Source organism: Gaiella sp., from assembly GCF_035710885.1.
Lineage (GTDB): Bacteria > Actinomycetota > Thermoleophilia > Gaiellales > Gaiellaceae > Gaiella.
Genome location: NZ_DASTCS010000046.1, coordinates 76,144 through 92,583, shown reverse-complemented (window position 1 = coordinate 92,583; position 16,440 = coordinate 76,144). Strand labels below are relative to the sequence as shown.

Annotated in this window: 14 protein-coding genes; 7 read left to right on the top strand and 7 right to left on the bottom strand. The window is 72.4% G+C overall.

The window, feature by feature from the left end:
• Positions 1–354 precede the first annotated feature (354 nt).
• Complete coding sequence (ppdK, locus tag VFO26_RS10725; protein WP_414653085.1) at positions 355–2,958, top strand: pyruvate, phosphate dikinase; 2,604 nt, start codon at positions 355–357, stop codon at positions 2,956–2,958.
• Positions 2,959–2,966: 8 nt separating this feature from the next.
• Here the strand turns inward: ppdK and VFO26_RS10720 are convergent, their stop codons facing one another.
• On the bottom strand, positions 2,967–3,827 hold the full coding sequence (locus VFO26_RS10720; protein ID WP_325114969.1) for a rhomboid family intramembrane serine protease: 861 nt from the start codon (positions 3,825–3,827) through the stop codon (positions 2,967–2,969).
• Between the two features lie 20 nt (positions 3,828–3,847).
• On the opposite strand from VFO26_RS10720, the gene VFO26_RS10715 reads away from it, so the two are divergent.
• Positions 3,848–4,540: a 2-phosphosulfolactate phosphatase gene (locus VFO26_RS10715; RefSeq protein WP_325114968.1), complete on the top strand. Its 693-nt coding sequence runs from the start codon at positions 3,848–3,850 to the stop codon at positions 4,538–4,540.
• Between the two features lie 2 nt (positions 4,541–4,542).
• Here the strand turns inward: VFO26_RS10715 and VFO26_RS10710 are convergent, their stop codons facing one another.
• The gene (locus VFO26_RS10710) at positions 4,543–5,415 is read right to left on the bottom strand and encodes an alpha/beta hydrolase family protein (protein WP_325114967.1); all 873 of its coding nucleotides are present in this window, start codon (positions 5,413–5,415) and stop codon (positions 4,543–4,545) included.
• A gap of 24 nt (positions 5,416–5,439) precedes the next feature.
• Here VFO26_RS10710 and VFO26_RS10705 point away from each other — a divergent pair, with 24 nt between their 5' ends.
• The 3 genes from VFO26_RS10705 to VFO26_RS10695 all read left to right on the top strand — a co-directional run bounded on the left by VFO26_RS10705 (position 5,440) and on the right by VFO26_RS10695 (position 7,762).
• Positions 5,440–6,180, top strand: a complete 741-nt coding sequence (locus VFO26_RS10705) for a class I SAM-dependent methyltransferase (protein WP_325114966.1) — start codon at positions 5,440–5,442, stop codon at positions 6,178–6,180.
• A gap of 75 nt (positions 6,181–6,255) precedes the next feature.
• Positions 6,256–7,437, top strand: a complete 1,182-nt coding sequence (locus tag VFO26_RS10700) for a hypothetical protein (RefSeq protein ID WP_325114965.1) — start codon at positions 6,256–6,258, stop codon at positions 7,435–7,437.
• Between the two features lie 34 nt (positions 7,438–7,471).
• Entirely contained in the window at positions 7,472–7,762 is a 291-nt protein-coding gene (locus tag VFO26_RS10695; protein ID WP_325114964.1) for a hypothetical protein, read from the top strand.
• Here VFO26_RS10695 and VFO26_RS10690 read toward each other — a convergent pair.
• Together VFO26_RS10690 and VFO26_RS10685 are read right to left on the bottom strand one after the other, a co-directional pair.
• Complete coding sequence (locus VFO26_RS10690) at positions 7,746–8,126, bottom strand: hypothetical protein (protein WP_325114963.1); 381 nt, start codon at positions 8,124–8,126, stop codon at positions 7,746–7,748. The two genes, VFO26_RS10695 and VFO26_RS10690, sit on opposite strands and share 17 nt — an antisense overlap.
• A 6-nt stretch (positions 8,127–8,132) precedes the next feature.
• Positions 8,133–8,969 carry a cupin domain-containing protein gene (locus VFO26_RS10685; protein ID WP_325114962.1) on the bottom strand — a complete coding sequence of 279 codons (837 nt, stop codon included), beginning with the start codon at positions 8,967–8,969 and terminating at the stop codon, positions 8,133–8,135.
• 215 nt (positions 8,970–9,184) lie between these two features.
• On the opposite strand from VFO26_RS10685, the gene VFO26_RS10680 reads away from it, so the two are divergent.
• On the top strand, positions 9,185–12,454 hold the full coding sequence (locus VFO26_RS10680; RefSeq protein WP_325114961.1) for an error-prone DNA polymerase: 3,270 nt from the start codon (positions 9,185–9,187) through the stop codon (positions 12,452–12,454).
• Here VFO26_RS10680 and VFO26_RS10675 read toward each other — a convergent pair.
• Genes VFO26_RS10675 through VFO26_RS10665 form a run of 3 tightly spaced genes read right to left on the bottom strand, consistent with a single transcriptional unit; the run spans position 12,445 to position 15,547 of the window.
• A complete protein-coding gene (locus tag VFO26_RS10675) occupies positions 12,445–12,879 on the bottom strand; it encodes an NUDIX hydrolase (protein ID WP_325114960.1) in 435 nt (144 codons plus the stop codon). The genes VFO26_RS10680 and VFO26_RS10675 overlap by 10 nt on opposite strands.
• Before the next feature lie 15 nt (positions 12,880–12,894).
• Positions 12,895–13,686: a GNAT family N-acetyltransferase gene (locus VFO26_RS10670; RefSeq protein WP_325114959.1), complete on the bottom strand. Its 792-nt coding sequence runs from the start codon at positions 13,684–13,686 to the stop codon at positions 12,895–12,897.
• 25 nt (positions 13,687–13,711) lie between these two features.
• Positions 13,712–15,547: a glycoside hydrolase family 15 protein gene (locus VFO26_RS10665; RefSeq protein WP_325114958.1), complete on the bottom strand. Its 1,836-nt coding sequence runs from the start codon at positions 15,545–15,547 to the stop codon at positions 13,712–13,714.
• Positions 15,548–15,586: 39 nt separating this feature from the next.
• On the opposite strand from VFO26_RS10665, the gene dtd reads away from it, so the two are divergent.
• Entirely contained in the window at positions 15,587–16,030 is a 444-nt protein-coding gene (dtd, locus tag VFO26_RS10660) for a D-aminoacyl-tRNA deacylase (protein ID WP_325114957.1), read from the top strand.
• Positions 16,031–16,440 lie beyond the last annotated feature (410 nt).

Below are 16,440 nucleotides of genomic sequence, written 5' to 3'. Positions count from 1 at the left end.
TCCTTCGGGTCGAATGTGTGCCGATTCGTCCACAACCCTGGTTGCAGGCCATTTCGGGTGGTGCGGCGGAGCCGAGAGCGCCAGGCGGCCGAGCGGGACAGGGCTATAGCGGCCGTCTTGACAGAAACCCGTGTCTGACATCGCTCCGCGCCCCGCGCCCGCGACCGAGGGCCGCCGGGCCGTTACGAATTGCGGCAGCCACACACGACGGGGAGGTCGATCCAGACGCGCGGGGCCGCGCATCGAGGGCGATGTCGCCGAGCCTGGAGGGGCCACGGTCGTCTTGCCGCTGCCGCTCGCCGAGGCCACCACCGCCACTCTCTTCATCACGGGGGAAGTGTTCCTGCGCATAGGATCCGCGCCGTGCGACTCGTGTACGCGTTCGACGAGGAGGCTCCCGGCGGCCGCGACCTGCTCGGCGGCAAGGGGGTCGGGCTCGCGGAGATGACCGCGCTCGGCATCCCCGTGCCCGCAGGCTTCACCGTCACGACGGACGCGTGCCGCGAGACCATGCGATCGGGCGAGGTGCCTCCGAGCCTGTGGGCCGAGGTCGACGAGCACGTCGAAGGCCTCCAGGAGCGGGCGGGGAAGCGCTTCGGCGACCACGACGACCCCCTCCTCGTCTCGGTCCGGTCCGGCGCTGCGATCTCGATGCCGGGGATGATGGACACGATCCTCAACCTGGGCCTGAACGACGTGGCGGTTGAGGGGCTCGCCACCGCGACAGGAAACCCGCGCTTCGCGTTCGACTCGTACCGCCGGCTGATCCAGATGTACGGAGAGGTCGTGGACGAGGTCGACGGCCACCTCTTCGAAGGAGAGCTGCAGGGCCTCAAAGAGCGACGCGGGGCCCGCCAGGACGTCGAGCTGACCGCGGACGACCTGCGGGAGCTGATCGCCAGGTTCCAGGAGATCTACGAGCGGGAAGTCGGCTCGCCGTTCCCCCAGGACGCGCCCGAGCAGCTCCGGCGGGCGATCCGCGCAGTCTTCGACTCCTGGGAGGCCCCGCGCGCCAGGGTCTACCGGCGCACCTACGACATCCCGGACGATCTCGGCACCGCCGTCAACGTCGTCCAGATGGTCTTCGGCAACAAGGGCGACACGTCGGGGACGGGCGTCTGCTTCACGCGCGACCCCTCGACGGGTGAGCGGTGCCTGTTCGGCGAGTTCCTCCTGAACGCACAGGGCGAGGACGTCGTCGCCGGGATCCGGACACCGCAGCCGATCGAGCAGATGCGCGAGATCATGCCCGAGGCGTACGCGCAGCTCGTCGACACGCTGGAGCGGCTCGAGAGCCACTACCGCGACATGCAGGACATCGAGTTCACGGTCGAGGACGGCGTCCTGTACCTGCTGCAGACGCGCACCGGCAAGCGCACCGCGCAGGCGGCGCTCCGGATCGCAGCGGAGATGACCGAGGAGGGCCTGATCTCCCGCGAGGAGGCCGTCGCGCGTATCGACGCGGGTCAGCTCGACCAGCTGCTGCACCCGATGATCGACCCGAGCGCCGACGTCGAGGTGGTCGCGACCGGCCTCAATGCATCCCCGGGGGCCGCGTCGGGGGCGATCGTGCTCGACGCCGACCTGGCCGAGGAGCGCGGCCGCGCGGGTGACGACGTGCTCCTCGTGCGCTGGGAGACGACCCCGGACGACATCCACGGGCTGATCCACTCGGTCGGCGTCCTGACCGCCCACGGCGGCATGACCTCCCACGCGGCGGTCGTCGCGCGTGGGATGGGCAAGCCCTGCGTCGCCGGCTGCGACGCGCTCGCCATCGATCTCGACGCGAGGACGATCCGGATCGGCGAGCTCGAGCTGCGCGAGGGCGACCCGCTGACGATCGACGGCGGCACCGGCCGCGTGATCGTCGGCGCGGTACCCCTCGTCCCGCCCGCGATCGACGAGAACTTCGGGACGATTCTCGGCTGGGCGGACGATTTTCGCCGGCTGCGCGTGCGTGCCAACGCCGATACGCCTACGGATGCCGCCAAGGCACGCGAGTTCGGCGCCGAGGGGATCGGCCTCTGCCGGACCGAGCACATGTTCATGGCGCCCGACCGGCTCCCCGTGGTGCAGGAGATGATCCTCGCCTCCGACGAGAAGGCACGGCGAGCGGCGCTCGACCGGCTGCTGCCCGTCCAGCAGAAGGACTTCGAGGAGATCTTCGAGGCGATGGCGGGCTTCCCCGTCACGATCCGCCTCCTCGACCCGCCGCTCCACGAGTTTCTCCCGTCGGCCGAGGAGGCGACATCGGACGCGATGCGGCGCAGGATCGAGCAGCTCCGCGAGGCGAACCCGATGCTCGGCACGCGCGGCTGCCGCCTCGGCCTCCAGTGGCCCGAGATCTACGAGATGCAGGTCCGGGCGATCGTCCGGGCGGCCCGCGCCGTCGCCGAACGGACGGGCGAGCCGCCGCTCGTGGAGATCATGCACCCGCTCGTCGGCTTCGCAGAGGAGCTGCGGCGGCTCCGCGAGCTCACGGAGCGGGTTGCCTCCGAAGAGCCCGGCGTCGAGTACCTGTGCGGGACGATGATCGAGCTGCCGCGAGCCTGCATGCGCGCGGACGAGATCGCCGAGAGCGCGGACTTCTACTCCTTCGGCACGAACGACCTCACGCAGACGGCGCTCGGCTTCTCGCGCGACGACGCCGAGGGGAAGTTCCTCACGTACTACCTCGAGCACGGCATCCTCGGGCGAAACCCGTTCGAGGTGCTCGACCGCGAAGGTGTTGGCGACCTGATGCGGATCGCCGTCGAGCGCGGGCGCGGTGTCAAGCCCGAGCTCAAGCTGGGGATCTGCGGCGAGCACGGCGGCGAGCCGCGGTCGGTGGCCTTCTGCCACGAGATCGGGCTCGACTACGTCTCGTGCTCGCCGTACCGGGTGCCGCTCGCCCGCCTCGCAGCCGCACAGGCCGCGCTGGCCGAGGCCGGCGTCACCGCGGTCGCGATCGGCGGCTGAGCCGACGGCTACACGTAGCTCTCGACGCGCACGTACGCGACGACGAGGCTCGCGAGCATGATCAGCGCGACGAGGGCCGGGCCGAGCGACCGCGGCCGGGCGTAGCGGAAGTGCGCGAGGGCGAACGTCGCGAGGATCCCTCCGACGAGCCCGCCGAGGTGACCGCCGATCGAGATGTTCGGGATCGCGAAGGTGAGAGCGAGGTTGAGCACGATCAGACCGAGCGCCTGCCCGGCGAACGAGCCGGTCGCTCGATACTCGAGCACGAGCAGCGCACCCATGATCCCGTAGATCGCGCCCGACGCGCCCACGGTGACCGCGAACGGGTCGCTCAGCGCGAGCGCGCCCGCCGACCCGGCGATGCCCGAGACGAAGTAGAGGAGGAGAAAGCGCCACGTGCCGAGCGCCTGCTCCACGATCGTCCCGAGCCAGTAGAGGGCGAGCATGTTGAAGGCGAGGTGGAGGAGGCTCGCGTGGAGGAACATCGCCGTGACGAGCCGGTACCAGTCGCCGTCGACGCTGATCGCGGCGCCGATCAGGGCTCCCTCCCGAAACAGCTCGCCGCCGGGCTGGCTGACGCCACCACCCTGGTAGACCGTGAGCATGTAGACGAGGACGTTGAGGACGACGAGGCCGACCGTGGCCGGGGCCTCGAGCCCGGCGATCGTTCGCTGGGCCTGGCGGGCCGGCTGCGACCGCCGCACGCGTGCCGGAGCCGAGCGCGCCGCCCCCACGCCCGCGTGGTCGGGGCACTTGATCCCCACCGGCGCGAACGTCATGCACTCCTCGCAGATCGGTCGCCCGCACTCCGAGCACGAGACGAGCGTCTCGCGACCCGGATGCCGGTAGCAGTGGGGCGTGTCGCTCACCTCGCGGCTAGCGTACCCACGTGCGCGTTCACGTCGCGTTCACCCCCGACGAGGCGGCGGCAGCCCCGACGGGGGTCGTGATCGACGTCATCCGCGCAACCTCGACGATCTGCCAGGCGCTCGACTCGGGCTACGAGCGAGTGTGGTGCGCAGCCGAGGTCGACGACGCCCGCGCGCTCGGCGGCCCCGAGGTCACGCTCGGCGGCGAGCGCCTCGGGGTCCGGATCGACGGCTTCGACCTCGGCAACTCGCCGCGCGAGTATCTGGAGCCGCGCACGCCGACGCTCGCGATGTCGACGACGAACGGCACGCGCGCGATCGTCACCGCCGCCGAGCGTTGCGACCGCGTGCTGATCGCGTCGCTCCTGAACCTGGGCGCGGTGACCGAGGCCGCCCGCTCGCACGGCGACGACGTGGCGGTGTTCTGCGCCGGGGTGAAGGGCGCCTTCGCGCTGGACGACGCCTACGTCGCCGGGCGCGTCGCCGAGGGCCTGGGGCTCGAGCGGAGCGACGCGGCGGAGGCGGCCGTTCGGCTCGCGTCGTCGTACGGAAGCGCCGAAGAGGCGTTCCGCGCCTCGCGCTCGGGGCAAAACCTGATCAACCACGGCCCCGAGCTCGAGGCGGACATCGCATGGTGTGCCGGGGAGAGCCTGCTCGCGGTCGTGCCGCGTCTCGCGGGGATGCACGGCATCGCCGCAGAGATCACGCTCTGAGGCTACGCGCGTCCGACGTCGAGTTCGCGGGCGAGCCAGTCGAGGCGCTCGCGCCCGGCCCGCTCGTCGAGCCCGTGATCGGCCGCGTACCAGATCACCTTCGTGTCGGCGGGCGCAGCGGCGATCACCGTGTGCAGCGCCTCCTGTGGAACGACCTCGTCGCGCCGGCCGGCCTGGACGAGCATCGCCCCGCGTGCGTGAGCCACGTGCGTGAGCGGGTCGATGGGCTCGAGCACTTCCCGCACGACGTCCTGGAGCTCGGGGGGCGCCGCGCCCACGTACTCGTCGACCGCCGCCGCTCCCACGGACATCAGCACGGTCGCCCGGACCCGTTCGTCCACGCCGGCGACGATGGCCGCCAGACGACCGCCCATGCTCCAGCCGACGACGCCGAGCCGGTCTGCGTCGACCCGGTCGTCCGCGGCGAGGAGGTCGAGTCCGCGTCTCACCGCGACGAGGTCCGCGGCGACCGTGCCGCCCTGCCAGCGGACGAGCTCCTCCGTGGTCAGGCCCGCGGGCGCCGTCTTGCCCCGCGACGGGGCGGTGACGGTGAGCGCGATCGCGCCGCGCCGGGCGAGGGCGCGCGCGCTCTCGAGCTGCTCGCCCCGGTCGCCGCCGGCGCCGTGGAGGAACACGACCGCCGGCAGCCGCTCTCCGTCCGCGGAGGGAGAGACGAGGTAGCCGTCGACGCGGTCATCGCCGCTCGCGTACGAGACCGCCTGGACGACCACCCCGTCGCGCGCGGTACGCGCCCCGCGCTCGACGGCGAGCGGCTCGTCCGCCTCGTACGACAGGGGATCGTCGGCACTCCCGCCGCCGCAGCCCGAGGCGAGCAGGGCGGTGAAGACGCCGAGCACGAGGGCGGCGCGGTGCACCACGCGAGGATACGCTCGGCCTCGATGGCCGCCGAGCGGGAGGAACGGCTCGAGCGCGCCGCGTCGTTCGGCGGCGTCGCGGACGCCTACGAGCGCGCCAGGCCCGGGTATCCGGACGACGCGGTGCGGTGGCTCACGGGCGAGACGCCCCGCGAAGTCGTCGACCTGGGCGCGGGTACCGGCAAGCTGACCCGCTCGCTCGTGGCGCTCGGCCACCGCGTGACGGCCGTCGAGCCGCTCGAGGAGATGCTCGTGGAGCTCCAGCGAGCCGTCCCCGGTGCGCGAGCGGTCGTCGGCAGCGCGGAGGCGATCCCGCTCCCCGACGGCTCGACGGACGTCGTCACGTGCGCGCAGGCGTTCCACTGGTTCGACGAGTCGCCCGCGCTCGTCGAGATCGCGCGAGTGCTTCGCCCCGGCGCGCGGCTCGGCCTGGTCTGGAACACGCGGGACGAGCGCGAGGCATGGGTTCAGGAGCTGAGCGACGTGATGGTCGGCCGGACGGACTTTCTTCGCCGCGTCCCCGGGCAGATCGAGGCGAGCGGTCGCTACGAGCCCGTCGAGCAGGCGGAGTTCGCGCACGTGCAGGAGATCGATCGCGAATCGCTGCGCGAGCTCGTTCTCTCCCGCAGCTTCTGCGCGGTCCTCCCGCCGGCGGAGCGCGAGCCGGTCCTGCGTGGCGTGGACGCCCTCTTCACCGCGCACGCGCGCGACGGCGTCCTTCGCCTCCCGTACGTCACCGTCTGCTTCCGCGCCGTCAGGCGCTGATCCGCTGCCGGCGGTCGCGCCGCCTCTGCGCCGCCTTGACATACGAACAGGTGTTCGATAGAACACCTGTTCCCCATGATCGCCTGCCTCCTCATCCCGGGATTCGAGCTCCGCGCGGCGCTCCGGTCCCGGCCGAGGCTCGCGGTCGTCCCCGCCGCGCTGGCGGCCGAGCCGGGCCGGGAGCAGCTGGTCGGCCCCGTGACCGCTGCAGCGGAGGCCGCCGGGGTGGTCGCGGGCATGCGCCTCGGAGAGGCCCTCGCGACGTGCCCCGAGCTCGTGCTCGTGGAGCCGGACCCGGCGGGGGCCGAGCGGGAGTGGGAGGGGGTGCTCCGGCGCCTCGAGGATGCAGGGTTCGGAGTGGAGCCTGTCGAGCCGGGCGTGGTCGTGTTCGAGACCCGAGGCGTCGAGCGGCTCTACGGAGGGGTGGAGGCTGCGCTCTCGAAGGCGCTCGCCTCCGTCGGGCCTGCCTGGGACCCGCGCGCAGGCGCGGGGCAGCGGCGCTTCGTCGCCCTTGCGGCGGCGAGCGTGGCGCGCCCGGGACAGGCGGTGATCGTCGAGGGGGAGGAGGAGCGGTCGTTTCTCGAGCCGCTCCCGCTCTCACTCCTGCCGCTCGACGAGGGGCGGTACGCCGAGCTCGAGGGTCTCGGCGTCCGCACCCTCGGCTCGCTTGCTGCCCTTCCGGGCGGCGCGGTGGCCGAGCGGCTGGGTCAGGAGGGGAAGCGGGCGTGGAGCCTTGCCCGCGGCGGGGAGCGCCGCCGCGTGCGCGGGCGATCGCCCGCGGCAGAGCTGATCGAGGCGCTCTCCTTCCCCGAGGCGGTCGCGAACGAGCTCACCCTGCGACGCGCGTTCGGCGCGCTGCTCGACCGGTTGCTCGCCCGCCCCGAGCGGGCGGGGCGGCCGTTCCGGAAGCTCGCGCTCGCCGCGAGGCTCGTCGGTGGGGGCTCGTGGCGCCGCACGGTGACGCTGCGCGAGGCAACCGGGGAGCGGGGGCGCGTCCGCTCGGCGCTCGGCCCGAAGCTCGTCGAGATCCCGGCGCCCGTCCTCGAGCTGCGGCTCGAGGCAGTCGAGCTCGCGGAGCACACCGGGCAGCAGCTCGCGCTCGTCGCGCCCGAGGGTGAGGAGGCAGGCTCCCGCCTGCGGGAAGGGCTCCGCCAGGTGCGTGCGAGCGCAGGGGGAGGCGCGGTGGGGGGCGTCGTCGAGGTGGCGCCCTGGTCGCGGATCCCCGAGGCGAGGGCACTCGTCCTCCCGCGCGATTGACACGGCACGTGCATGACCAACCCAGCGTCGGGCGATGAGAGCCGGTGATTCGCGGGCCGCCGGAATCGACGCGGTCCGGCGCGGAGTGGCGGGGAGGCTCAATGCGCCCCGACCGGCCATCGTCGAGACGGCCCCCGCCGGCGAGCCGCGGGTGGTCGACCGCGAGCTCGTGATGGTCGTGCGGGAGGAGTGGCGCGTCGTCGACCGCTGGTGGACGGACGAGCCGGTCGACCGACGCTACTTCGAGGTCGTGCTCGAGTCCGGCCGCAACGTGTGCGTCTACCGGGACGGGGAGCAGCGGTGCTGGTTCACCCAGCGGGCATAGGCCGATCGTGAGCGGGCGCGCCCGTGGGCGGCACGGAGTGGTCCTGCGCGACCGCGTCGGCCGCGAGGGGCTCCCACTCGTGCGCGCGCTCGGGCGGAACGACGACCCACTGGCGGAAGGGCTTCCCCTCGCCGGACGGGTCGAACAGGTGCGCGCCGGGGACGGCGAGCGCCCGCGCGTGTGCGCCGGGGTCGGTGAGCTTGAAGACCATCCCGGTGCGCGAGAGGCCGAAGACCACCCGGCCGGAGCGCTTCACGCACGGCATCCCGAACACCCTGGAGGCACGGCAGTCGGGGTTCCAGGCCGTGAGCGCGTCGACGATGTCGTCGTACGCCTGCTGTCCCGGTCGTGCCCCGCTTGCCACGCTGCGTCAGGCAAGCACCTGGTCGAACGCCGCGCGCACCACGGCGAGCTCCTCGTCCGACCGCGCCTCGTGCAGCCCTCGCAGGAAGGCGCCGTAGCCGCAGCTCGGCGTGTGGAGGTTCAGGAAGCGCACCTCGTCCGGCCCGGTGCAGGCGAACGTGTGCGGTGTGCCCGGCGGCACCTGCACCCACGTACCGGCCGTCGCCCGGAGCTCCCGACCTCCGGCCGTGAACGTCAGCTCGCCTTCCAGGACGTAGAACGACTCGACGTGGCGGTGGTGCACGTGCGGCGGCGGGGAGGGCCCGCCGGGCTCGCTCGCCGCTTCCGAGATGCCGATCTCCTCGACGTCGGCGAGCAGCTCCACCCGCATCCCCGGGCGGTCGGCGACGATCCAGGCGCCACCGACGACCGCCTCGCTCGTCGGCCGGCCGCCGTCCTCGGGGGGGTCGTGCTGGTCGTACGAGAAGGAGCGACCGTCGCGCGTCGCGCGGAGGTAGTCGGCGAACCGGCGACCCGGCGCGTGGAAGTTGAGGTAGCGCACCTCGGCGTCGCTCCCGTTCCGGAAGCCGTGCACGACGAGCGGCGGCACGCGGACGAGCGTCCCCGCCCGGACGACGACCGGCTCGTCCTCCACGCCGAGCCGGACGGTCAGCTCGCCCTCGAGGACGTAGAAGAGGTCGCTGTGGTGGCGGTGGACGTGCAGGTCGGCGCCCACGCGGTGCGACCCCCACCGCGACCACGTGGCGCTGAGCGACTCGTCGTCGGAGAGGATCTCGACACGTCGGTGAGGCGCATCGCCGATCACCTCGCCTCCGCCGGGCGGGATGAGGATGGTCTCGCTCACGAGAGCGCAGTATGACCACCCCGTCCGTGAGGTCCTTGGAGCAACGGCTGGGGCCATGTCGAGCATTGCGACACCGGACTTGCTCGATCCGTGCACGGCCGCGTTGCGGCCGGAGGCCGGCTTTGCCGGCCGGGAGGCCGGTTACGGAAAGCCGGTGCGTAACCCAGAAGGAGGGGGATCGTGGGGGAACCATGGGTTCCCCCCACGTCTGAGCCATGGGCTCCCCCACGTATGTGGAGCTGCACTGCCACTCGGCCTTCAGCTTCTTGGACGGCGCGTCGCACCCCGAGGAGCTCGCCGCCCGGGCGGTGGAGCTCGGCTACGAGGCGCTCGCGCTCACCGACCACGACGGGGTCTACGGGTCGCTCGAGTTCGCGTATGCCGCGAAGCACCTCGGCCTTCGGGCGATCACCGGCGCGGAGGTGACACTCGAGGGAGGTGCCCATGTCACGCTGCTCTGCGAGGACGGCACGGGCTACGCGAACCTCTGCCGCATCCTCACCGCGGCGCATGCGGGCACGCGTCCCGAGGGCAAGGAGCACCGTGTGCTGCTCGAGCCCGCGGTCCCGCTCGAGACCGTCGCTGAGCTGAACGAGGGGCTCGTCTGCCTCTCGGGCTGCGCACGGGACGGCCTCGCGCTCCGCCACCCCGGCGGCGCGACGCGGCTCGCGTCGGCGTTCGGGCGCGAGCGGTTCCTCGTCGAGCTCCAGCGCGCGTACGAGCGTGGCGACGCGAGGCGCCATGCCGTGCTTCGCGACCTCGCCGGGCACCTCGGGGTCGAGACGGTCGCGACGGGGAACGTCCACGCGCACGCGCCTCGGAGGACGCTGCTGCAGGACGCGCTCGTCGCGATCCGCTGCCGCACGTCGCTCGACGGCTGCGAGCTCGAGCGGCGCGGAAACCGCGAGGCGGTGCTCCGCCCGCCGGCCGAGATGGTCGAGCGCTTCGCGGGAATCGACCGTGCCGCGGCAGAGCGCACCGGTGCGCTCGCGGAGCGCCTGGCGTTCGATCTCACCAAGGAGCTCGGCTACCGCTATCCCGATTTCTCCGACCGCACCGATCCGGCGATCAACCAGCTGGCCGCGATCTGCGACCGGGCGTTCGACGAGCGGTACCCCACCGCGACTCGCTCGTCCCTGCGACGTGAGGCCCGCTCCCGCCTCGACGGCGAGCTCGCCCTGATCGGAAGGCTCGGGCTCGCAGGCTTCTTCCTCCTCCACCACGAGGTGCTCGAGCTCGCACGCGAGTGCGCGCTCGAGGTGCGCGGCCGCGACTCGCCGCGCATGTTCCTGCCGCCGGGGAGGGGTCGGGGGAGCTCCGTCGGCTCGATCGTCTGCTACCTGACCGGGCTCTCGCACGTCGACCCGGTCGAGAACGGCCTCTCGCTCGGCCGCTTCATCAACCAGGAGCTCACATCGGTGCCGGACATCGACCTCGACTTCCCGCGCGACATCCGCGAGAAGCTGATCGTCCGCGTCACCGAGCGCTACGGGCACGAGCACGCTGCCCTCGTCGCGAGCTTCGCGACGTATCGCTCGCGCGGGGCGATCCGGGACGTCGGCAAGGCGCTCGGGCTGCCGCACGCGGAGCTCGAGCGGCTCGCCCGTGTGACCGACGGCTGGCACGCGGAACGGGTCGCGGACGAGGTGGCTGCGCTGCCGGATGCCGACCGGAAGCTCCTCTCGAAGCGCTGGCGCGCGTTCCAGTTCCTCACCTCGGAGATCGCCGGGCTCCCGCGCCACGTCTCGCAGCACCCGGGCGGGATGGTGATCTCGTCGCGGCCGCTCGTCGAGCTCGTCCCCGTGCAGCCCGCGGCAATGGCGGGACGCCAGCTCTGCCAGTGGGACAAGGACTCGTGCTCGGACGCGGGCTTCCTCAAGATCGACCTGCTCGGGCTCGGGATGCTCTCGTGCATCGAGGAGTGCGTCGAGAAGATCGCCCGCCTGCACGGCGCGCCGATCGACCTCTCGCGGATCCCACTCGACGACCCCGAGGTGTTCGCGGAGATCCAGGGGGCGGACACGGTGGGGGTGTTCCAGATCGAGAGCCGCGCGCAGATGCAGAGCCTCCTCCGCACGAAGCCCGAGTCGATCGACGACCTCACCATCCAGGTCGCGCTCGTCCGGCCGGGGCCGATCCAGGGAAAGGCCGTGCACCCGTACATCGAGCACCGCCGCCGGCTGCGCGAAGATCCGACGTTCGTCTTCCCCGTCCCGCACGAGTCGCTGCGCGAGCCGCTCGCCTCGACGCTCGGCGTCGTCGTCTTCCAGGACCAGGTGCTCGACGTCGCGATCGCGCTCGCGGGGTTCACGGTCGGCGAGGCCGAGTCGCTCCGTCGCGCGATGAGCCGCAAGCGGAGCCACGAGGCGCTCGAGGCGCACCGCGTGCGCTTCGTCCGGGGGGCGATCGCGAACGGTGTCGCAGAGAAGGTCGCGGACGCGGTCTACGACTCGCTCGTCGGCTTCTCGGGCTTCGGGTTCCCGAAGGCGCACGCGGCCGCGTTCGGCCTCCTTGCCTACCAGTCCGCGTGGCTGCGGCACCACTACCCGGCCGAGTTCCTCTGCGGCCTCCTCAACGAGCAGCCGATGGGCTTCTACCCGCCCGCGAGCCTCGTCCGCGACGCGCAGCGGCGCGGGGTGGAGGTGCGCCCGCCCGACGTCAACCTGAGCGACGCGCGCTGCAGCCTGGAGCCCCGTGACACGCCCCGGGCGTCGTCTCACGCCGTACGGGTCGGCCTCGCGTACGTCTCGTCGGTGGGGAAGGACGACGCGGAGGCGTTGCAGGCGGAGCGTGAGGCAAGCGGCCCGTACCGCGACGTCGGCGACCTCGCCCGCCGCGCACCTGTCTCCGGCGACGCGCTCGAGGCGCTCGTCCGGGGTGGTGCGTGCGACGGCCTCGGGCCGAGGCGCCGCGACCTCCTGTGGGAGCTCGGGCTCGCCAACCGGCCACGGTCGGTCGAGGGCACGCGCGGTGCCGCGAAGCAGCTGGCGCTCCCGCTCGAGCCGACCGCCGAGACTCCGGTCCTGCCCGACCTCACGCGCTGGGAGCGGATGCTCGCCGACTACCGCGAGACCGGCCTCTCGGTGGGGACGCACCCGCTGGCGCTCCTCCGACCGCACCTGCCGTCGGGCACGCTGTCGAGCCCCGAGCTGCACGAGGCGCGGCACGGGTCGTCGGTCGCGTTCGCCGGCATGGCGATTGCGCGGCAGCGACCCGCGACCGCGAAGGGAATCGTGTTCATGCTGCTCGAGGACGAGCACGGCCAGGTGAACCTGATCGTCCCGAAGGACGTGTACGAGCGGCACAGGGGGATCGTGCGCGGCGAGCCGATCGTGCTCGTCAGGGGGCGCTACGAGCGCGTCGAGCGGAACCGGAACGTGCTCGTCCGCGAGCTCGAGAGCCTCTCCGCGCTCGCCCGTCGGGTGGCCGCGACCCCGGACCTCGTCACGGCCCTCCCGCGCGCGCACCACTTCGGTCACCGCTGAGCGAGTCGCAACCCGGCGTCGACGAGGCTCACCCGGTCGAGCCCGGGGACGTCGGCGATCGGGATCCAGGCCGCCCGGTCGGTCGTGCCGCCGACCTCTGCCGCGAGCTCGCCGCCGACGATCCGCGCCTCGAACACGACGCGGACCGACCTGAGCGGCCTGGACGAGCCGTCGAGCCTCTCGCGGGCCTGGACGATGAACGCGTCCTCGCCCAGCAGCCGGACGAGCTCCACGTCGTACCCGGTCTCCTCACGGACCTCGCGCACGGCGGCCTGCTCCGCCGTCTCGCCCACCTCGACGCCACCGCCGGGGAGCGTCCACGCAGGCCTCTCGCCCTCGTTCCAGAGTGCCAGCAGGATCCGCTCCCGCTCGTCGACGAGCACCGCGTAGGCTCCGACGCGCGTGTCCCGGTCGCCGGCCTCCACGGCGCGAGGCTAGCGTCACCGCCGTTCGAGCGGCACCTCGACGTAGTCGGCCGCGTGGGCGAAGCCGAGCCTCCCGTAGGCGCCGATCGCAGCCGCGTTGTCGGCGCGGACGTTGAGTGAGATCACGTCGATCCCGTCCTCGAGCAGCAGCCGGCACAGCCGGGCGCACGCCGCCTTCGCCAGTCCCGCTCCGCGCAGCGACGGCAAGGTGGCGACGTTCCCGAGCGTGGCGACGCCCCACGTCGGCGACCAGACGTGGACACCGGCGACGCACGCGAGCTCTCCGTCCCGACGGATACCGACATAGCGGCCGGTCTCCAGCATCCGAGCCTGGAACCAGGTTCCCGGATACGCCCTGGCGTAGAACGCCTGCACGTCGTGGAGGTCCGCGGAGGAGAGGAGCTCCGCCTCGCCCGTGTCGTACGCGGCGAGGAGCGCCGGCTCCAGGAGGCCCAGCTTGCGGTGCGCGACGGGCTCGCTCGCCGGCACGAGCGCGGGCTCGAGCGCGCCGATCAGGCCGGGGGAGAGGTGGGCGTAGACCCGCGGGGGGAGCCCGGCCGCGATCGAGCGCAGCAGGTCGGCCATGCTCTGCTCGGGATGCTCCGCCAGCGCGAGGAGCACGGGCGGGTCCGGCTCGCCGTACAGGAGCGCGAGCTGCTCGACCCGACCGTCCGTCTCCCAGCCGAGCCAGCGCGTGTACGGCCAGAAGAAGTCGTCGAGGTCACCGAGCTCGTAGGCGTGCACCGCCGGGCGCCTCAGGCAGAACTCCGCGATCACCTCCCGCTCGCGGAGCTCGACCACCGTCACGACCGGAGCCTCCCGGCGCGGACCCTCACCGCGGCACTTGGACGGCGCCCGACCGGCTGTCGTCCCTGCCCGGGAGTGCGGCCCGTCGGCACCATCCCTCGTCGAGCGTGATGGCGGCGTCGACGAGAGCGAGGTGCGTGAACGCCTGGGGGAAGTTCCCGACGAGACGCCCCCCCACGGTGTCGTACTCCTCGGACAGGAGGCCGACGTCGTTGCGGAGTGCCAGCAGCCTCTCGAACAGAGCCTCCGCCTCGGCGAGACGACCCTGGAGAGCGAGAACCTGGACGAGCCAGAAGGAGCACGGCAGGAAGGTCCCCTCGCCGGGCGGCAGCCCGTCCACCTCGACGTTCTCGGGGTCGGCCCGGTAGCGCTGCACGAAACCGTCCTGCAGCAGCTCGCGCTCGATCGCCGCGACGGTCCCGACCACGCGCGGGTCGTCTGCCGGCAGGAAGCCGACGAGCGGGATCATCAGCAGGCTCGCGTCGAGGCGGGGCGATCCGTACGACTGCGTGAACGCGCCCAGCTCGGGATCGAACCCCTCGCGACAGACCTCTGCGTGCACCTCGTCGCGGAGCGCGCGCCAGCGATCGACCGAGCCGTCGACGCCGTCCTCCTCGACGATGCGGACGGCACGGTCGAACGCGACCCAGGCCATCACCTTCGAGTGCGTGAAGTGGCGACGGGGCCCGCGGACCTCCCAGATCCCCTCGTCGGGCTCGCGCCATCCGTCCTCGAGCCACTCGAGCAGCTTGCGGGTCATCGCCCAGGCGTCCTCCGACGGCTCGAGCCCCGACCTGCGCGCGTGGTAGAGGGCGTCGATCACCTCGCCGTAGACGTCCAGCTGATGCTGTGTGCACGCGGCGTTGCCGATCCGCACCGGGCGTGACCCTTCGTAGCCGGGGAGCCAGTCCAGCTCGAGCTCGGTCAGCCGCCTCTCGCCGGCGATCCCGTACATGATCTGGAGCTCACCCGGGAGGCCGGCGATCGCCCGCATCAGCCAGTCGCGCCAGGTGCGCGCCTCGTCGTCGTACCCGGCCCTGACGAGCGAGAGGAGCGTCAACGTGGCGTCCCGAAGCCAGCAGAAGCGGTAGTCCCAGTTCCGCACCCCACCGAGCAGCTCGGGAAGCGACGTCGTGGGGGCTGCGACGATGCCACCGGTGGGGGCGTACGTCAGCGCCTTGAGCGTGACGAGCGACCGCACGAGAGGCTCGCGGAAGCGCCCCGAATGCGCGCAGGACGTGACCCAGTCCCGCCAGAACGACTCGGTGTCCACGAGCGCCTGCTCGGCATCCACCCGCTCGGGCGGAGGGCGGTTCGAGGGGTACCACGTCAGGACGAACGGCACGCGGTCGCCCGGGCCGACGTCGAACTCCGCCACGGTGTGAAAGTTCCGGCCTTCGAGCTCGACCGGCGTCGCGAGGAAGAGGGCGTCCGGGCCCGCGATCGCGAGCAGACCTTCCTCGCGCCTGCGGACCCAGGGCACGATCGCGCCGTAGTCGAACCGGATGGTCAGTCCCATTCGCATCGTTACGCGTCCGGCGACGCCCTCGACGATGCGGACGACGTCGGGCGCCTCGCCTCGCGGGGGCATGAAGTCGATCAGGCGGACCGTGCCGTCCTCGGTGTCGAGCTCCGTCTCGAGGACGAGCGTGTCCTGCCGGTAGCCCCGGCGCGCCGCCGTGATCGGAGCCGCTGGGGCGAGCGACCACTGCCCGTGCTCCTCGTCACCGAGGAGCGCGGCGAAGCAGGCTCCGGAGTCGAAGCGCGGGAGGCAGAGCCAGTCGACGCAGCCGTGACGCGAGACGAGCGCCGCCGTCTGGAGGTCGCCGATGAGGCCGTAGTCCTCGATCCGCTCGGCCATGACGGCACGCTACCGCGTGCGGTCGAGGACAATCGACGCGTGCGAGCCCTCGTTCAGCGCGTCTCGCGTGCCGCGGTCCGCGTCAACGGCCGAACCGCGGGCGCGTGCGGGCGGGGCCTGCTCGTCTTCGTCGGGGTCGGTCACGAGGACACGGCCGAGACGGCCGAGCGGCTCGCCGGCAAGATCGCGCGGCTGCGCATCTTCGAGAACGACGAGGGCCGCTTCGACCGCTCACTCCTCGATACGGGGGGCGAGGCGCTCGTCGTCAGCCAGTTCACCCTGCTCGCCGATAGCAAGCGCCAGAAGGGCACTCGACCGAGTTTCACCGACGCAGCGCCACGAGAACAGGCCGAACCACTGATCCAGGCATTCGTGGAGGCGCTGCGAGCAGAGGGGATCCACGTCGAAACGGGCGTCTTCGGAGCGAGGATGGAGGTCGAGCTCCTTAACGACGGCCCGGTGACGCTGATCCTCGAGATCTAGCCCGCCTCGTCCATCTCCCGTCTCGCGCACGGCGCCGCCGCGAGGAGCGTCCAGTCTGGTCGCCGAGCCCTAACGCCGCCGTCGGATCGAGTTCGGGAACTCCACGGCGTCCTTGGGCTCACCAGCACGTGCAATGTCGACTCGTGCGCACCGCCCAACGCTGCCAGGGCGTCAACTTCGTTCCCCGCTTCGCGTCGCCGTCCATCAGGTTGGCCGTGTTGTCGCGATCGAGGAGGAGACATGTGTGCCCCAGCTCATGTGCCAGCGTCGTACGCTTGTAACACCGGTGAAGCCCCGTGGTGTCCTCGGTGTCGCCGACAGAGTCACGTAGTCGGCAATCGGAATCGAGCAGCCGATCTTGCCTACGATCGATCGAACGACAAGGACGGTGACGGGGAGCTGGAGCGATA

What these genes read in the sequence shown, in the direction of transcription:
- VFO26_RS10665 (WP_325114958.1), bottom strand. Translation starts at nt 15,547, where the DNA reads ATGGCCGAGCGGATCGAGGACTACGGCCTCATCGGCGACCTCCAGACG.
- VFO26_RS10705 (WP_325114966.1), top strand. Translation starts at nt 5,440, where the DNA reads ATGGCCGCCGAGCGGGAGGAACGGCTCGAGCGCGCCGCGTCGTTCGGC.
- VFO26_RS10695 (WP_325114964.1), top strand. Translation starts at nt 7,472, where the DNA reads ATGAGAGCCGGTGATTCGCGGGCCGCCGGAATCGACGCGGTCCGGCGC.
- VFO26_RS10700 (WP_325114965.1), top strand. Translation starts at nt 6,256, where the DNA reads ATGATCGCCTGCCTCCTCATCCCGGGATTCGAGCTCCGCGCGGCGCTC.
- VFO26_RS10680 (WP_325114961.1), top strand. Translation starts at nt 9,185, where the DNA reads ATGGGCTCCCCCACGTATGTGGAGCTGCACTGCCACTCGGCCTTCAGC.